This window comes from Nonomuraea sp. NPDC005501, from assembly GCF_040605905.1.
Classification (GTDB): Bacteria; Actinomycetota; Actinomycetes; order Streptosporangiales; family Streptosporangiaceae; genus Nonomuraea.
Genome location: NZ_JBEXDT010000059.1, coordinates 1 through 16,404 on the forward strand (window position 1 = coordinate 1; position 16,404 = coordinate 16,404).

Below are 16,404 nucleotides of genomic sequence, written 5' to 3' on the forward strand. Positions count from 1 at the left end.
GGCCGCGCGATCGAGGGTCGGCACGGCCCGCGCCGCCGACCAGGAGGCCCAGCGGGCCGTGGCCGCGCTGCGGGCCCGCGCCGAGGCGCTGGAGCTGGGCCTGGCCCGGGGTGCCGACGGCGGCGCGGCGCTGGTGGAGACGGGCATGTCGGGGGTGCTGGGCCCGCTGGCGGCCTCGCTCCAGGTCGCGCCGGGCGCCGAGGCGGCCCTCGCCGCCGTGCTCGGGCCGGTGGCCGAGGCCATCGCGGTCGAGTCGGTGGGCGCGGCGGTCGAGGCGCTGGAGCTGCTGCGCGGCAAGGAGGCCGGCCAGGCCACCCTGCTCGTGGCGGGGGCCGGAGAGGCCGAGGAGCGGGGCGCGGCGCCCGAGGGCGGGGAGTGGGCGGCCGACCTGGTCGGCGTGCCCGGCCCGCTGAGGGGCTCCGTCGCCCGGGTGCTCGACGGCGTCGTCGTCGTGAACGACCTCGCCGCCGCGCGCCGTCTCGTCGAGGGGCACCCCGGGCTGCGCGCCGTCACCCGGGGCGGCGACCTCGTCGCCGCCCACCTGGCCAGCGGCGGCTCCGAGGGCGGCACCTCGGTCCTCCAGGTACGGGCCGCGCTCGATGACGCCCTGGCCGATTTGGAGGAGGCCGAGGCCCGCGCGGAGCAGACCGCGACCGGCCTGGACGACGCGCTGGCCGCCGAGCAGGAGGCGCAGGCGGCCGTGGAGGCCGCCCAGGCGCGCGTGGCCGAGGCGCAGACCGCCGCCGACACCGCCCAGGCCGGCGTCAGCGCCGCGCAGGGCGCGCTGGACCAGGTCAGCGCCCGCCAGCGGGAGGCCGACCGGCGCAACGCCGACGCCGCCCGCCGGCTGGCGCAGCTCGAAGCCGCCGCCAAGGCCGCGCACGACGAGGCCGAGCGCCTGGCCCGCGGCGTCACGACCGCCGAGGAGGCCCGTGCCGAGGGCCTGGAGGAGCTGGCCGAGCTGGAGATGCGGCTCGCCGAGGCCGAGTACTCCCAGGAGCTGGAGACCGAGCCCACCACCGAGGCCCGCGACGAGCTGGCGGCGGCCTGCCAGGCGGCCCGGCAGCGGGAGATGGAGGCCGGTCTCCAGGTGCGCACGGCCGAGGAGCGGGTCAAGGGCATCGAGGGGCGCGCGGACGGCCTGCTGAGGGCCGCGCAGCGGGAGCGCCAGGAGCGGGCCCAGGCGGCCGCCCAGCGCGCCCGCCGCCGCCGTCAGGCGAGCGTGGCGGAGGCCGTGAGCAAGGGCGCCCGGCAGGTGCTGGCCGCCCTGGCCGCCTCCGTCGAGCTGGCGGCGCGCGAGCGCGACGAGGCCGACCTGGCCCGCGTCGCCGTCGACGCCGAGCTCAAGCAGGTCCGCCTGCGGGTGCGCGAGCTCACCCAGGAGCTGGACAAGCTGGTCAACAGCGTCCACGGCAGCGAGATGGCCCGCACCGAGCAGCGGCTGCGCCTGGAGCAGATGGAGCAGCGGGCGATGGACGAGTTCGGCGTCGAGACCGAGACGCTGATCTCCGAGTACGGCCCCGACGCCCCGGTGCCGGGCGAGCCGCCCGTGCCGTACGTGCGGGAGGAGCAGGAGAAGCGGGCCCGCGCGGCCGAGCGGCAGATGCAGCAGCTCGGCAAGGTCAATCCGCTGGCGCTGGAGGAGTTCGCGGCGCTCGAGGAGCGGCACGCGTTCCTCAACTCCCAGCTGGAGGACCTCAAGAAGACGCGGCGCGACCTGATGACCGTGGTCAAGGAGGTCGACGACCGGGTGGAGCAGATGTTCGCCTCCGCCTACGAGGACGTGGCCCGCGAGTTCGAGCAGATCTTCGGCAGGGTCTTCCCGGGCGGCGACGGCCGGCTGGTGCTCACCGACCCCGAGGACATGCTGACCACCGGCATCGAGGTGGAGGCCCGGCCGCCGGGCAAGAAGGTCAAGCGGCTGTCGCTGCTGTCGGGCGGCGAGCGGTCGTTGACGGCGGTGGCGTTCCTGGTCTCGATCTTCAAGGCGCGGCCGTCGCCGTTCTACGTCATGGACGAGGTCGAGGCGGCGCTCGACGACACCAACACGCAGCGGCTGCTCACCCTCTTCGAGGAGTTGCGGCAGAGCTCGCAGCTCATCGTCATCACGCACAACAAGCGGACGATGGAGATCGCCGACGCCCTGTACGGCGTGTCGATGCGCGGTGACGGCGTGACGCAGGTGATCAGCCAGCGCATGCGCGAGCGCGAACCCGCCTGAGCCCGCCTCTTCTCCCACGGGACAGGTGATCCGGCCCTCGCGGCAGGTGTGACGGCGCGCGGAGCGGGCACCAGGTTCGCCGGCGGCGTGATCGCGGCCTGGCACGGGCGGGTCGCCCGGCCCGGGACGCGATCGGCGTGGCCCTGGTCATGACCACGACGGACGATCTGGAAAACTGACTTCTTGTGGATGGTTACCTCGGCGTCATAGTGATCGTGGTCGTCGTCGCCCTCGTGGCGGCCGGCGGCCTCTTCCTGCTCTTCAGACCGGGCGGCAGGTCGGCGCCGCCGGTCGAGCCGCCCGAGACGGCGCCCCTCCCGGAGGACCAGGAGAAGGAGCGCCCGGCCACGGGGGCCGAGGAGGGCGAAGGAGCGACCACCACGCTCCCTCCGCCGGTCAAGCCGGCCGAGCCGATGGTCGTCACGCCCGAGGTGGAGATCCCGCCGCCGTCCGCCGGGCGGATGGTGCGGCTGCGCTCGCGGCTGGCCCGTTCGCAGAGCGCGCTCGGCCGTGGCCTGCTCGACCTGCTGTCCCGTGACCGGCTCGACGACGACGTGTGGGACGAGGTCGAGGAGCTGCTGATCAAGGCCGACGTCGGCGTCGCGCCGACCCAGGCGATCGTGGAGGAGCTCCGCACCCGCGTCAAGGTGCTCGGCAGCCGCACGCCCGACGAGGTGCGCGCGCTGCTACGCGAGCAGCTGCTCGTCCAGGTCAACCCCGACCTCGACCGCACCCTGCACGTCCAGCCCCACGGTGAGCGGGCCGCGGTGGTGCTCGTGGTCGGCGTCAACGGCACCGGCAAGACCACCACGACGGGCAAGCTCGCGCGCGTCCTCATCGGCGACGGAAAGAAGGTCGTCCTCGGCGCGGCCGACACGTTCCGCGCGGCCGCGGCCGACCAGCTCCAGACCTGGGGCGACCGGGTCGGCGCCGAGGTCGTGCGCGGCCCGGAGGGCGGCGACCCCGCCTCGGTGGCCTTCGACGCCACGGCCAGGGGCATCGCGGACAAGGCCGACGTCGTCATCGTGGACACGGCGGGCCGTCTGCACACCAAGACGGGCCTGATGGATGAGCTGGGCAAGGTCAAGCGGGTCATCGAGAAGAAGGCCACGGTCGACGAGGTGCTGCTGGTGCTCGACGCCACCACCGGCCAGAACGGCATGCGGCAGGCCCAGGTGTTCGGCGAGGTGGTCAACATCACCGGCATCGCGCTGACCAAGCTCGACGGCACGGCCAAGGGCGGCATCGTCATCTCGGTCCAGCGGGAGCTGGGGGTTCCGGTCAAGCTGGTGGGTCTCGGCGAGGGGCCCGACGATCTGGCGCCCTTCGACCCCGAGGTGTTCGTGGACGCGATCATCGGGGAATAAAGACCCAATATTTTCGGATATAGCCGCCCAAATTATGACGGCTTCCGAAAATGGATAGGAAATTTGATTTACCCGGAAAAGCCTTGATCGCCGGACTTGGCGTGTGTTCACATGAACCGGTCATCCGAGAGATCGCCCCGCGACGGTTCGCGACGGTCTCGTCATGCAACACGAGAGGCACCCGATGAAGAAGGTCGTCGTCCACAAGCCCGGAACCGTGAAGCCTTCCGGCGCGGCCGCTCCGCGACACACCCACTGATTCCCACCCGGCCGGCGTCCCCACGAGGGGCGCCGGCCGAGGCGCGACCGGAGACGGATCACGGAAGAAGGTTCGGGTGGACACGATCGTCCTGGACGCCGACCGCAGGCTCCACGGCCCCTACACGCTCGCAGCCGCGCTGCTGGACCACCTGGTGCCCGAGGCGCTGGCCCGCCGGCCCGACCTCGTCGCCGCGTACGACATCGAGATCGGGGTCGCGGCGCCGCACCTGGCGATTCCACGGAGCAGGCGCACCCTGGCCGAGACCCTGCCCAGGGGACAGCGCATCCTCATCCCCGGCGCCCGCCGGACGTTGCGCGTCGCGAACGGGCTGGCCGAGTTCGTCCGCGACCACCTGAGCCGGACCGGTCCCCTGACCGTCACCGCCGACAACCTCGGGGAGGCCGACCCGACCGACGCCGAGCTGGTCGAGGTGCTGCGCAGGCGGGTGGACCCGGGCCTGCTGCGCGTCGTCGCCGGCCGGCGCGCGCCCGCGGACAAGCCGCTGAACGCCGACTTCGACCGCTTCCGCGACGAGGGATTCCACCACGCCATGGCCGAGGCCGGCCTGGAGGCGCTGCGCGGCCTCTCCCAGGACGGCGACCCGGAGGGCCGGCGGCTGCTGGTGCAGCGGGTGGGCGCCGCGCTGGAGGCCATCGAGCGGGAGGACGAGGCCCGCGCCCTGTACGACGGGTCCCGCCGCCTGAGCACCGACCCCAAGCACCGCGCCACGATCGCGTACGCCACCGCCATGCTGCTGGTACGCCACCACGACCTCGCCCGGCGCGACCCCGAGGAGGCTCTGGCCTGGGTCAACGAAGCCGTCACGATCACCTCGCTGCTGCCCGACGCCCGCGAGCGCGCCTTCCACCTGGGCTTCGACCTCAACGGCAAGGCCCTGGTCGAGGTGCGCAGAGGCAACCTGGTGGCGGCGCTCGACCTGGTGTGCCAGGCCATCGACCTGGCCGAGGCGCATCTCGGCGGCACGCACCCGATCCACCGGCTCGTGCTGTACGCCAACCGCGCCCAGCTCCTGGCCGCCGCCGGGCGCACCCAGGAGGCGCTGGCCGACTACGCGATCGCCATCGGCACCGACCCCGGCTACCCCGACTACTACCTGGACCGCGGCACCCTGCTGCACAAGCTGGGCCGCCACGAGGACGCGAGAGCCGACTTCGAGGCCGCGATCCGCCTCAGCCCGCCGTTCCCGGAGGCGTACTACAACCGGGCGGAGGTCCGCTACGCGACCGGCGACCTCGACGGCGCGCTCGCCGACCTCGACCACACGCTCGACCTCGACCCGGACTTCGCCCCCGCGTACGTCAACCGCGCGGGGCTGCTCGCGGCGGCGGGCGAGCACGCCGCGGCCCGGCGCGACGTGGAGCGGGGGCTCGCGCTCGACCCGCGCAGCCCGCATCTCCGGTGCGTGCTCGGGCAGGTCGAGGCGGCCGAGGGCCGGCCGGCGGAGGCCGTGGCCGCGTTCGACGCCGCGCTGGACCTGGACCAGGACCTGGTGGCCGCCTGGGCCGGCCGGGCCGCCGTGTCGTACGAGGAGGGCGACCACGACGCCGCGCTGTCCGACCTCACGCGGGCGCTGAAGCTGGAGGAGACGGCCGAACTGCTGTTCAACCGGTCCCTGGTGCACAGCGCCGCGGGACGGCCGGAGGCGGCGCGAGGCGACCTCCTGCGGGCCGCGCGGCTGGCACCCGGAGATCCCGACATCCGGCGGGCGCTCGCGGAGGCGTGAGGCGTGGGCCGGTCCTACTGGCTCCTGCTCGGCGGGTTCCTCACCTCGTCGCTGGGCACGTGGATCTACCGGCTGGCGCTGCCCCTCCTGGTGTACGACCTGACGGGGTCGCCGCTCGCGACCGGCGTGGTCTACGTCGTGGAGTACGTCCCGTACCTGCTGCTGGGGATGGTCGGCGGGGTGCTCGCGGACCGGTTCGACCGCAGGCGGCTGCTGGTGCTGGGCGACGTGGTGTCCGGGGTCGTCACGCTGGTGCTGGCCACGATGGTGACGCTGGGCGTGCGGCGGCTGTGGCCCCTCTACCTGGTGGCGCTGCTGCTGGCGGCGGTCGATCCGCTCTACCAGCCGGCCTTCCGGGCCGTGCTGCCGTCGCTGGTGCCGCCGGAGCGGCTGCCGCAGGCCAACGCGCGCGTCCACATCGGCGAGCACGCGGTGAACACGGCGGGGCCGGTGGCCGGCGGGGCGCTGGTGGTGGCGTTCGGCTACCAGGCCGCGGTGTACGTGGACGCCGGGTCGTTCCTGCTGTCGGCGCTGCTCACCGGCTTCATCGGCGGCGGGCGTGCGGCCGCCACGGGCCACCGCGTCCCGGCAGGCGAAGGGGCAGGGGCGGTGGTCGATGGCTGCGGACGTACGGGAGGGCCTGCGGTTCCTGCGCGGGGACCGGGCCGTGCTGACGACCGCGGTCACCTCCTTCGCCTGCAACTTCGGCGTGTGGCTGCTGCTGGCGAACCTCGTCTACTACCTCAGCTCCTACCACGGGTTCACGCCGGGCGAGGTGGGCGTCGTCTACGCCTTCCAGGGGGCGGGGGCGGTCGTGGGGGCGCTGCTCGGCGGGCGGCTGATCCGGTCGTGGCCGCCGGGGCCGATCGTCACCTGGTCGCTGGCGGGCGGCGGGGCGGCGATGCTGCTCATGGCCGCCGCCCGCGGCCCGGTCCTGATCGGGCTGGCCTGGACGGGGCAGTTCGCGGCGGCGGGGGCGATGGTCGTGGCGACGGCCACCGTACGGCAGCGGCTCGTCCCCGACCACCTGCTGGGCCGGGTGCTCGGCACGGCCCGGATGATCGCGTTCGCGTCGATCCCGCCGGCGGCGCTGGCGGCCGGGCTGTTCGAGTCGGCGGTGCGGGACGCGTACGCGGTCATGGTGTTCGCCGGCCTGAGCTGGCTGGCGATCGCCGCCGGGGTGGCCCGCTCGCCCCTGCGGCGGCTGACCGCCGATGATCTCAGGACCGGGACAGCGGCCGGATCGGCACCACCAGCGGAGTCCCCGCGACCGGATCCTGGATGACCTTGGCGTCCAGCTCGAACACCTCGCGCATCAGCTCCTCGGTCAGCACCTCCTCCGGTGTGCCCGCGGCGACCACCCGGCCGGCGCGCATGGCCACCAGCCGGTCGGCGTAGCGGGCCGCGAGGTTGAGGTCGTGCAGGACCATCACGATGGTCCGGCCCGCCTCCTGGTGCAGGTTCCGTACGAGCTCCAGCACCTCCACCTGATGTGCCAGGTCGAGGAACGTGGTCGGCTCGTCCAGCAGCAGCAGGTCGGTGCCCTGGGCGAGGGCCATGGAGATCCACGCCCGCTGCCGCTGCCCGCCCGACAGCTCGTCCAGCGGGCGCTCCGCCAGGTCGGCCAGGCCCGTCAGCTCCAGGGCGAGGGCCACGGCCGTCTCGTCGTCGGACGACCACTGCCGGTACCACGTCTGGTGGGGGTGCCTGCCGCGCGCGACCAGGTCGGCCACGGTCAGCCCCTCGGGCGCGGTGGGGGACTGCGGCAGCACGCCGAGCACCTTGGCCACCTCCCGGGTCGGCATCCGGTCGATGCGCCGGCCGTCGAGCAGCACCTCGCCTCCGCGCGGCTTGAGCAGCCGGCCGAGGGCGCGCAGCAGCGTGGACTTGCCGCACCCGTTGGGACCGATGATCGTGGTCACCGTGCCCGCCTCGACGCCGAGGTCGAGCCCGTCGACGACGACCCGGTCGCCGTAGCCCAGCGTGACGCCGGCGGCCTGGAGCCTCATGCGCGTGCCTTCCAGATGAGGTGGATCAGGTACGGCGCGCCGAGCACCGCGGTGACGACGCCCACGGGCAGCTCGATGGGGGAGAACAGGGTGCGCGCGATCAGGTCGGCCCCGGTCGTGAGGACGGCGCCGGTCACGGCGGACGACAGCAGCGGCGGCTGGGCGCACCGGACCAGGCGCAGCGCGATCTGCGGCGAGGCCAGCGCCACGAACGCGATCGGCCCGGCCGAGGCGGTCGCCACGGCGGCCAGCAGCACGGCGGCGAGCAGCATGAGCGCGCGCGACAGGTTGACCCGGACGCCGAGCGCGGTGACGGTGTCGTCGCCGTAGCGCAGCGCGTCGAGGGAGCGGGTGCCGAGCAGGGTCAGCGGGATCAGCGCGGCCAGGGCCAGGCCGACCGGCACGACGTGCTCCCAGCCGCGGCCGTTGAGCGAGCCGCTGATCCACACCATGGCGCGGGTGGTGTCGTTGACGTCGCCGACGGTCAGCAGCCAGAACTTCACGTTCGTGAACACCGCGGCCACGCCGATGCCGACCAGGACCAGCCGGTAGCCGTCGAGGCCGCGCCGCCAGGCCAGCGCGTACACCACCGCGGCTCCGGCCAGGCCGCCGAGCAGCGCCAGCGCCGGGATGCCGAGCGCGGAGAACAGGCCGCTGGCGCCGCCGTACGCGCTGCCGCTCATGACGACGCCGGCCACCACGGTCACCGAGGCGCCGGTGGTGACGCCGAGGATCTCGGGGCTGGCCAGCGGGTTGCGCGAGATGGACTGGATGATCGCGCCCGACAGGGCGAGCGCGGCGCCGACGAGCGCCCCGGTCAGCGCGCGGGGCAGGCGCAGCTCCATCACCACGAAGTGCTCGGGCACGGACGGGTCGAACGTGGCGCGCACGACGTCGGCCAGGCCGAGGGGGAGGTCGCCGAGGCGCATGTTCAGGGCCATGAGCAGGGCGAGCAGCACCAGGCCGGCCACGGTCACGGCGACGCCGCGGGGCCGGACCCGCCACGACAGGCCGCCCGCGCGCAGCGGGAACGACGGCTTCACCCGCGCGGAGGTCCGGGTCACAGCCGCACCGGCTTCCTGCGGCGGACCAGCGCCACGAAGAACGGCGCGCCGATCAGCGCGAGCACCACGCCGACCTCCAGCTCGCCGGGAGGAGCGACGACGCGGCCGATCACGTCGGCGAGCAGCAGCAGCGCCGCGCCGATCAGGCCGGAGTACGGCAGCAGCCAGCGGTGGTCGGTGCCCGACAGCGGGCGGGCCAGGTGCGGCACCACCAGCCCGACGAACGCGAGCGACCCGCAGGCGGCCACCGCCGCACCCGTCAGGAGCGTGACGGCGGCGACGCCGATGCCCCGGGTGAGCGCGATGTTCTGGCCGAGGCTGCGCGCGACGTCCTCGCCGAGGGACAGCGCGTTGAGGCCGGGCGCGTTGACCAGCGCCAGCACCAGGCCTGCCGCGATGAACGGCAGCACCTGCCAGACCACGTCCGGGCCACGTCCGGCCACCGAGCCGGCCTGCCAGAACCGGAACACGTCCATGGCCTGCTCGTCCAGGAGCACGATCGCGGAGGTCAGGGCGTACAGGAAGGCGCTGACGGCGGTGCCCGCGAGCGCGAGCGTCACCGGCGTGGGGCCGCCCCGGCCGCCGACCATGCCGAGCGCGAACACGGCCACGCTGGCCACCAGCGCGCCGGCCAGGCCGAACCAGATGTAGGCGAGCAGGCTCTGGGTGCCGAGCAGGATGATCGAGGCGACCATCGCGAACGCGGCCCCCTGGGTGACGCCGAGCAGGCCGGGATCGGCGAGCGGGTTGCGCGTGTGGCCCTGCATGAGCGCCCCGGCCACGCCGAGCGCGAGCCCGGCCAGCACGCCCAGGGCGGTCCTGGGCACGCGCAGGGAGCGGATGACGATGTCGTTCTCGGTGCCGGTCGGGGCGGTGAGCGCCTGCCAGGCGTCGCCGAGCGGAACGGCCTTGGCGCCGATCGTGACGCTCAGCAGCACCGCGACGCACACGGCCGCGAGCAGGGCGGCGAGCAGCAGGCCGCGGCGCCGGCGGATGCCGTGAAGGCGCGGCGCGACGGCGGTTGCGCTCACATTGACCCCTTCCGGCAGTTGCCCGTCCCGCTGAAGTATGCCAGCTTAGGCAGGGCTAACCTAAATAAGGGTTGCCTAACTTTTTGCCCTGGGAGGGGTTTCGATGAGACGGTTGCGCGCCTTGGTGAGCGCGATGCTGGTGGCGGGGCTCGCCGCCGGCTGCGGTTCGGCCGGCACGGAGTCGACCGGAGCCGGCGCCCCGGCGTCCAGCCAGGCCGGCACGCCGTTCCGCACCGTCAAGCACGCGATGGGCGAGACCGTGATCCCGGCCCAGCCCAAGCGGGTGGTCGCCCTCGACCAGAGCTTCGTCGACGCGGTCCTCACGCTGGAGACGCCGGTCGTCGGCTACACCACCTACCGCTCGATCGAGACCAAGCTGCCCGACTACCTCGGCGCGGTAGCCGCCCGGTACGGCAAGGAGGCCGTCGCGGTGGGCACGCTGGAGCAGCCCGGCCTGGAGAAGATCATCGCGCTCAAGCCGGACCTGATCGTCTCCGCCAAGGTCCGCCACGAGGCGCTCTACGACAAGCTCTCCAAGATCGCGCCGACGGTCTTCAGCGAGACGACCGGCGCCATCTGGAAGGACAACGTCCGCCTCATGGGCCAGGCGCTCGGCAAGGAGGACCTCGCCGAGACCAGGATCAAGGAGTACGAGGCCCGCGCCGCGAAGATCGGCGAGGCGGTCAAGGCCAAGGAGGGCGGCGAGCTGCCCACCGTCTCGATCGTCCGCTTCGCCGGCGAGCCGACCGCCCGCCTGTACGTCGAGAAGTCCTACTCCGGCATCGTCCTGAAGGACGTCGGCTTCCCCCGCCCGAAGGGCCAGCCCACCGTCGAGGACTCGATCGTGGTGGACGTCAGCCAGGAGCGCATCGCCGACCTGGACGCCCAGCACATCTTCGTGGCGACCTACGGCGACCCCGCGGCCACGGAGTACAAGGACAAGTTCGCCGCCAACCCGCTGTGGGGCAGGCTGAAGGGCGAGAAGCACGAGGTCGACGACCAGACGTGGATGACCGCGGTCGGCATCCAGGGTGCGCACGCGATCCTGGACGACCTGGCCGGGTTCTTCTCGGTGGACCCGGCCAGGTCCGCCTGACGGCTCAGCCCGCCAGGAAGGCGCGCAGGTCGTCCAGGTGCGGGTGGATGTCCAGGCCCTGGGCGGCCAGCCAGGCGGGCTCGCAGTACGTGCCCCGGTAGCGCTCGCCGCCGTCGCAGATGAGGGTGACGATGCTGCCGCGCTCGCCCGCGGCGCGCATCTCCTTGATCAGCTCCACGCAGGCCGCCACGTTGGTGCCGGTCGAGCCGCCGACGTCGCGGCCGGTCACCTCGCGCACCCAGTGCATGGCGGCGATCGACCGGGCGTCAGGTACGGCAAGCATGCGGTCGATCACCGACGGCTGGAACGACGGCTCCACCCGGGGCCGTCCGATGCCCTCGATCCGCGAGCCCCGCGCCGTGACCGAGGCGTCGCCGGACACCCAGGCCGGATAGAAGGCCGACCCCTCGGGGTCGGCCACGGCCAGGCGGGTGGAGTGCCGCCGGTAGCGGATGTAGCGGCCGATCGTGGACGAGGTGCCGCCGGTGCCGGCGCCGACCACGATCCAGGCGGGCACGGGGTGCGGCTCCAAGGCCATCTGGGCGAAGATGGACTCGGCGATGTTGTTGTTGCCCCGCCAGTCCGTGGCCCGCTCGGCGTAGGTGAACTGGTCCATGAAGTGGCCGCCGGACTCCGCGGCCAGGCGGCGCGACTCCTCGTAGATCGTGGTGGGGTCGTCGACCAGGTGACACTTGCCGCCGTAGAATTCGATGAGGTGGCACTTCTCCGGTGAGGTCGAGGCCGGCATCACCGCGATGAACGGCAGGCCGAGCAGCCGGGCGAAGTACGCCTCGCTGACCGCCGTCGATCCGCTCGACGCCTCGACGATCGTCGTGTCGGGGCCGATCCAGCCGTTGGCCAGGCCGTACAGGAAGAGCGAGCGGGCCAGCCGGTGTTTGAGTGAACCGGTGGGGTGCACCGACTCGTCTTTCAAGTAGAGGTTTACCCCCCACTGCGGGGGCAGCGGAAAGACATGAAGGTGCGTGTCACAACTCCGGTTGGCGTCGGCCTCCACTGTGCGGATGGCCTCGGCCACCCAGTGGCGCGTCCTCGTGTTATGACGATCCACAAAATCCATGCTCATACGCTATCTCATGTGACTCTGGCCACTTTTTCCACGAAATTGGGTGGATAGTGTTATGGTACTGAGACAAGTCCAGCCGTGGACGTGATAACGCACGCCGCGAGCAGACGGACTTCTCACCTCTCTGACCAGGCGCAATCGTTAACGCGGCCCTTACGTGGGTGTTGACACCATGGACTTCGATGCGGGCCGACCTGTGCCGAGATGGGATAGCGCAAGGGGGAAACTTGATCACTATGACCGAAGAGCAGCGTCAGGACTGGTTCGAGCGCGATGTCGTGCCCGTGACGTCGCAGCTGTTCGCCTCCGCCATGCGCCTGACCCGTAACACCGCCGACGCGGAGGACCTCGTCCAGGAGACGGTGGCCAAGGCCTACACCTCCTACCACCAGTTCCGCGAGGGCACGAACCTCAAGGCGTGGCTGCATCGCATCCTGACCAACAACTTCATCAACGACTACCGCAAGCGGCAGCGCTCGCCGAAGCTGTCGGCCGCCGAGGAGATCGAGGACTGGCAGCTGCACGCCGCCGAGTCGCACTCCTCGACTGGGCTGAAGTCGGCCGAGACCGAGGCGCTGGAGCGCCTGCCCGACAACGTCGTGATGAACGCGCTCCGCTCCCTGCCCGAGGACTTCCGCGTGGCCGTCTACCTGGCCGACGTCGAGGGGTTCGCGTACAAGGAGATCGCCGAGCGCATGGGCACCCCCATCGGGACCGTGATGTCCCGCCTCCACCGGGGCCGCCGCCAGCTCCGGACCATGCTGGAGCCGTACGCGATGGAGGAGGGCGCCTTCCGCCCTCCGGCGCAGCGCACGGCGGCCTGAGCCCGCACCCCGTCCCCGCCCCAGACGTCCCGCCAGGCGCGTGCGGAGCCGCACGCGCAGCGCCCCGTTCTCCGTACGCGCCTCCCCAAGGCCGCGGAGCCGGCGGCTGATCCAGAGCCCGATCCCCGTGGGGATTCGGGCTCTGCTGCTGTACGGCCCCGGATCGGGCGGTCGGACCCTGCCCGATGGGGCCAATAACGCGGAACAGCCCCCACTGTCACCCAACGGAGTCCCATGATGACGGCATGTCATTGTCGGTTGTGGCCCGTGGGTGGGTACATCCCTGTGTGTGCGTTCGAGCACCGGCGGGGGGTGACGCGTGACCGAGGCCCGCGCGGCGACGGAGAAGCTCCGGGCCGAGCTGCGAGAGCTCGGCGTCACCACCGCGTACGAGCTGGGTGACGACGCCACACTTCCCGTCTGGATCGGCCTCGTCGTCCGCTACCGGCACGGTTTTTACCGCTGGCAGGAAGGACCGGTGAAACGTCGACATTTGGGTACGGATGCGGTCGGATGTGCCATAAGGGTGGCGCGTCGCTTCGCGGAGCTCCAGGCTGATGTACCACTGTGGTGGAATGACCTGGCCAAAGAGTTGCGCGGGCACTTGGCGCAGGACTACCCGTAGCGGTGTCACAGCGGGCCTGGCCGGTGGGCCGGCCCGCCGGGACTCGGTCCGCCGGGCCGTCGTGACGGCCTGTGCCGCGCTCGCCGCCGCCATGGCCGGATGCGGCACCACGCACACGACCTCCACGACGCCCGTCGCGGCGCCGCGCCCGCCCACCGTCATCGACCCCGGCGTGCTCGCCCGGCGGCTGGCCGCCGTCCAGCCCGACTGGCCCGCCCGCCGCGTGGTCGACTGCCGGCGGCGCAAGTGCGTCGCCCTCACCTTCGACGACGGCCCCGGCGAGTACACCGGCAAGCTGCTCGACCTGCTGCGCGAGCGGCGGGTACGGGCCACGTTCTTCGTCCTGGGGCAGATGGTGGCCGCCGACCACACCGGCCTCACCCGCCGCATCGTGGAGGACGGGCACGAGCTGGGCAACCACTCGTGGAGCCACCCGCCGCTGACCGCCCTGTCCGACGAGCGGCTCAGGCGCGAGCTGGCCGACACCGAGGAGATCGTCCAGCGGACGACCGGGGTGCGGATGCGGCTCATGCGGCCGCCGTACGGGGCGACGAACGCCCGCGTCGCCGAGCAGGCGCGCCAGGAGGGGCTGGCGCAGATCCTGTGGAGCGTCGACACGCTCGACTGGCGCGACCGGAATGCCGAGATCGTGGCACGGCGCGCCGGCCACGCCCCTCCCGGCGCGATCGTGCTCCTGCACGACATCCACCCGACCAGCGTCGCGGCGGTCCCGCGGGTGCTCGACACGCTGACCAGGAAGGGCTACCACTTCGTCACGGTGCCCGAGCTGTACGGCAGAGCGCTGCTGCCGGGCCGGACGTACGAGTCCGCCGAGCCGGCGGAGGCCCGGTGACCGCGTGCCATGGTGTCGGTGCGACATGGCAGGCTGGCCCGTATGGGTTTCACCGGCTTCCCCGACGAGGCGTTCGTCTTCTACGAGGGCCTGGAGGCGGACAACACGAAGACGTACTTCACCCGGCACCGGGACCTCTACGAGGAGGCGGTGCGGGCGCCCATGCTCGCGCTCGCCGAGGAGCTGGCCGCCGAGTTCGGGCAGGCCCACCTGTTCCGGCCGCACAGGGACGTCCGCTTCGCCAAGGACAAGTCGCCGTACAAGACCCACCAGGGCGCCTTCGTCGACCGCATGCCGGGGATCGGGCTGTACGTCCAGATCGGCGCCGACGGGCTCTACACCGCGGGCGGCTGCTACACCCAGGCCCCCGACCAGATCGCCCGCTACCGCGCGGCGGTCGCCGAGGACCTGTCGGGCGAGCCGCTGGAGGCGGTGATGGCCGAGCTCCGGGCGGCGGGCTACCAGCCGGCGGGTGACCGGCTGAAGACCAGGCCCCGCGACTACCCGGCCGACCATCCCCGCATCGACCTGCTCCGCCACCGCTCCCTGCACGCCGGCCGCCGCTTCCCGCCGGAGCCGTGGGTCCACACGAAGGACGTCGTGGAGCGGGTGCGGGAGACGTGGCGGGCCTACGGTCCGCTGGTGGACTGGCTGGCCACGCACGTCCGGGGCAGCGAGCTGCCCCGCCGCCGCTGACCGGCGGCGGGCCCGACGGCGAGACCGGGCGGCGGCGGGAGCGGGGCGTTCTGGCCGTCATCACCGCCGTGGCGGCCCTGCTGTACGGCGCAGTCTCCTTCGTGCGGCTGGCCGGGTTCCGGGCCGGGGCGTACGACCTGGTGATCTTCGATCAGGCGGTCCGGTCCTACTCACGGTTCGGCCTGCCGGTGGCCGTCGTCAAGGGCGTCCACAACGACTTCGGGCCCGGCTTCACCGTCCTCGGTGACCACTGGTCGCCGATCCTGGCCGTGCTCGCGCCTCTCTACTGGATCCACGACGGCCCCGGCACGCTGCTGGCCGCGCAGGCCGTGCTGCTGGCCTCCGCCACCGTGCCGCTGTGGGTCTTCACCAGGCGGGCCCTGGGCGTCCGCGCCGCGCACCTCGTCGCGGTGGCGTACGCGCTGTCGTGGCCGGTCGTGGAGACGGCGGCGTTCGACTTCCACGAGGCCGCGTTCGCGCCGCTGCTCACCGGCCTGCTGCTCGAACGCCACCAGGCCGGGCGGCGGGCCCACGTCGTGCTCGTCGCCCTGGCGCTGCTGTGCGTCAAGGAGGACATGGGGCTGCTCGTCGCCGGCTTCGGGCTGGTGCTGCTCGGGCAGCGCGGCCGGCGGGTCATGGGCGGGGCGTTCGTCGTGGGCGGCACCGTCTACACGTGGCTGGCCTCGCAGGTGCTGATCCCGCTGTTCGGGGGACGGCCCGACTACTACTGGGCGTACGGCGCGCTGGGGGCCGACGCGGGGGCCGCCGCCCGCACCGCGCTGACGGACCCGCTGGCGGTGGTGGCGCAGCTCGCGAGCCCGCCGGTGAAGCTGCTCACGCTGGCCCTGCTGCTCGGCACCACGCTGCTGGCGGCGCTGGGCTCGCCGCTCCTGCTCGTGGCGGTGCCCCTGCTGGCCGAGCGCATGCTGGCCAGTTCCTTTCCCAACTGGTGGGTGCCGGGGTACCACTACAACGCGTTCGTCGTTGTCGTCGTGCTCGCCGCGGGGGTGGACGGGGTCCGCCGCCTGCGCGACCGCCTGGGGGAGGAGCGGATCGTGCGGTGGTGGGCGGCGGGCGTGGTGGCGTTCGCGGTCGTGACCGTGCCGTTCTTCGCGCTGGCCGAGCTGGCCGACCCCGCGTCCTACCGGCGCGACGGGCGCGAGAGCGCCGCCGCCGCGGCCGTGTCGGCCGTGCCCGGCGGGGTGCTGGTGGAGGCGGCCAACAACCTCGCCCCGGCGCTGTCCGGCCGCGACACGGTGCTGCTGTGGGACCGCACCCCGCGCTGGGCCCCGTGGGTGGTGGCCGACGTGCGCCGCCGCACGTTCCCGTTCCCGGGCGTGGAGGAGCAGCGGGCCCGCGTGCGTACCCTCCTCCAGCACGGCTACCGGGTACGGTTCTCCCGCGACGGCTACCTCGTGCTGAGCACGGAGGACAGCGGTGTGCTGAGCATGGAGAACAGCGGTGTGCTGAGCACGGAGGACAGCGGTGTGCCGAGCGCGGAGAGAAGCGGGGGCGGGTCCCGTTAGGG

Annotated in this window: 14 protein-coding genes and 1 pseudogene; 11 read left to right on the top strand and 4 right to left on the bottom strand. The window is 73.1% G+C overall.

All coding sequences use genetic code 11. The features are described from left to right. The 5 genes and pseudogenes from ABZS51_RS26055 to ABZS51_RS26075 form a co-directional block, all read left to right on the top strand. Positions 1-2,221, top strand: a 2,221-nt coding sequence (locus ABZS51_RS26055; RefSeq protein ID WP_355445956.1) for an AAA family ATPase, incomplete at its 5' end; no start/stop codon positions are given. 185 nt (positions 2,222-2,406) lie between these two features. Then, a complete protein-coding gene (ftsY, locus tag ABZS51_RS26060) occupies positions 2,407-3,588 on the top strand; it encodes a signal recognition particle-docking protein FtsY (protein WP_310708809.1) in 1,182 nt (393 codons plus the stop codon). Between the two features lie 335 nt (positions 3,589-3,923). Beyond that, positions 3,924-5,594, top strand: coding sequence for a tetratricopeptide repeat protein (locus ABZS51_RS26065; RefSeq protein ID WP_355445959.1), 1,671 nt, complete (start codon positions 3,924-3,926; stop codon positions 5,592-5,594). A gap of 3 nt (positions 5,595-5,597) precedes the next feature. Continuing rightward, positions 5,598-6,086: pseudogene (locus tag ABZS51_RS26070) on the top strand (MFS transporter); the annotation flags it as partial. Positions 6,087-6,153: 67 nt separating this feature from the next. Continuing rightward, positions 6,154-6,879, top strand: coding sequence for an MFS transporter (locus ABZS51_RS26075; protein ID WP_355445962.1), 726 nt, complete (start codon positions 6,154-6,156; stop codon positions 6,877-6,879). Here ABZS51_RS26075 and ABZS51_RS26080 read toward each other — a convergent pair. The 3 genes from ABZS51_RS26080 to ABZS51_RS26090 are packed head-to-tail and all read right to left on the bottom strand — an operon-like array spanning position 6,815 to position 9,698. Continuing rightward, a complete protein-coding gene (locus ABZS51_RS26080) occupies positions 6,815-7,603 on the bottom strand; it encodes an ABC transporter ATP-binding protein (protein ID WP_355445965.1) in 789 nt (262 codons plus the stop codon). The genes ABZS51_RS26075 and ABZS51_RS26080 overlap by 65 nt on opposite strands. Then, positions 7,600-8,667, bottom strand: coding sequence for an iron chelate uptake ABC transporter family permease subunit (locus ABZS51_RS26085; RefSeq protein WP_355445968.1), 1,068 nt, complete (start codon positions 8,665-8,667; stop codon positions 7,600-7,602). Before ABZS51_RS26085 ends, ABZS51_RS26080 begins: the two co-directional genes overlap by 4 nt. Next, positions 8,664-9,698 carry an iron ABC transporter permease gene (locus ABZS51_RS26090; RefSeq protein ID WP_355445971.1) on the bottom strand — a complete coding sequence of 345 codons (1,035 nt, stop codon included), beginning with the start codon at positions 9,696-9,698 and terminating at the stop codon, positions 8,664-8,666. The genes ABZS51_RS26085 and ABZS51_RS26090 overlap by 4 nt, the downstream gene beginning before the upstream one ends. A 103-nt stretch (positions 9,699-9,801) precedes the next feature. Here ABZS51_RS26090 and ABZS51_RS26095 point away from each other — a divergent pair, with 103 nt between their 5' ends. Then, positions 9,802-10,794: an iron-siderophore ABC transporter substrate-binding protein gene (locus ABZS51_RS26095; RefSeq protein ID WP_355445974.1), complete on the top strand. Its 993-nt coding sequence runs from the start codon at positions 9,802-9,804 to the stop codon at positions 10,792-10,794. A gap of 4 nt (positions 10,795-10,798) precedes the next feature. Here ABZS51_RS26095 and ABZS51_RS26100 read toward each other — a convergent pair whose 3' ends face one another. After that, entirely contained in the window at positions 10,799-11,872 is a 1,074-nt protein-coding gene (locus ABZS51_RS26100) for a PLP-dependent cysteine synthase family protein (RefSeq protein ID WP_310708816.1), read from the bottom strand. 242 nt (positions 11,873-12,114) lie between these two features. On the opposite strand from ABZS51_RS26100, the gene ABZS51_RS26105 reads away from it, so the two are divergent. The 5 genes from ABZS51_RS26105 to ABZS51_RS26125 all read left to right on the top strand — a co-directional run bounded on the left by ABZS51_RS26105 (position 12,115) and on the right by ABZS51_RS26125 (position 16,402). Then, on the top strand, positions 12,115-12,702 hold the full coding sequence (locus tag ABZS51_RS26105; RefSeq protein ID WP_310708817.1) for a sigma-70 family RNA polymerase sigma factor: 588 nt from the start codon (positions 12,115-12,117) through the stop codon (positions 12,700-12,702). A gap of 319 nt (positions 12,703-13,021) precedes the next feature. After that, a complete protein-coding gene (locus tag ABZS51_RS26110; RefSeq protein ID WP_310708818.1) occupies positions 13,022-13,327 on the top strand; it encodes a hypothetical protein in 306 nt (101 codons plus the stop codon). Positions 13,328-13,388: 61 nt separating this feature from the next. After that, positions 13,389-14,180: a polysaccharide deacetylase family protein gene (locus tag ABZS51_RS26115; protein ID WP_355445978.1), complete on the top strand. Its 792-nt coding sequence runs from the start codon at positions 13,389-13,391 to the stop codon at positions 14,178-14,180. Positions 14,181-14,222: 42 nt separating this feature from the next. Beyond that, the gene (locus ABZS51_RS26120) at positions 14,223-14,876 is read left to right on the top strand and encodes a DUF2461 domain-containing protein (protein WP_355445981.1); all 654 of its coding nucleotides are present in this window, start codon (positions 14,223-14,225) and stop codon (positions 14,874-14,876) included. Then, on the top strand, positions 14,801-16,402 hold the full coding sequence (locus tag ABZS51_RS26125) for a DUF2079 domain-containing protein (RefSeq protein WP_355445984.1): 1,602 nt from the start codon (positions 14,801-14,803) through the stop codon (positions 16,400-16,402). Before ABZS51_RS26120 ends, ABZS51_RS26125 begins: the two co-directional genes overlap by 76 nt. The last annotated feature ends 2 nt before the right edge of the window (positions 16,403-16,404 follow it).

Bases quoted from the DNA above. Each gene is read 5' to 3' on its own strand.
- ABZS51_RS26095 (WP_355445974.1), top strand. From the start codon at position 9,802: ATGAGACGGTTGCGCGCCTTGGTGAGCGCGATGCTGGTGGCGGGGCTC.
- ABZS51_RS26080 (WP_355445965.1), bottom strand. From the start codon at position 7,603: ATGAGGCTCCAGGCCGCCGGCGTCACGCTGGGCTACGGCGACCGGGTC.
- ABZS51_RS26105 (WP_310708817.1), top strand. From the start codon at position 12,115: ATGACCGAAGAGCAGCGTCAGGACTGGTTCGAGCGCGATGTCGTGCCC.
- ABZS51_RS26120 (WP_355445981.1), top strand. From the start codon at position 14,223: ATGGGTTTCACCGGCTTCCCCGACGAGGCGTTCGTCTTCTACGAGGGC.
- ABZS51_RS26100 (WP_310708816.1), bottom strand. From the start codon at position 11,872: ATGGATTTTGTGGATCGTCATAACACGAGGACGCGCCACTGGGTGGCC.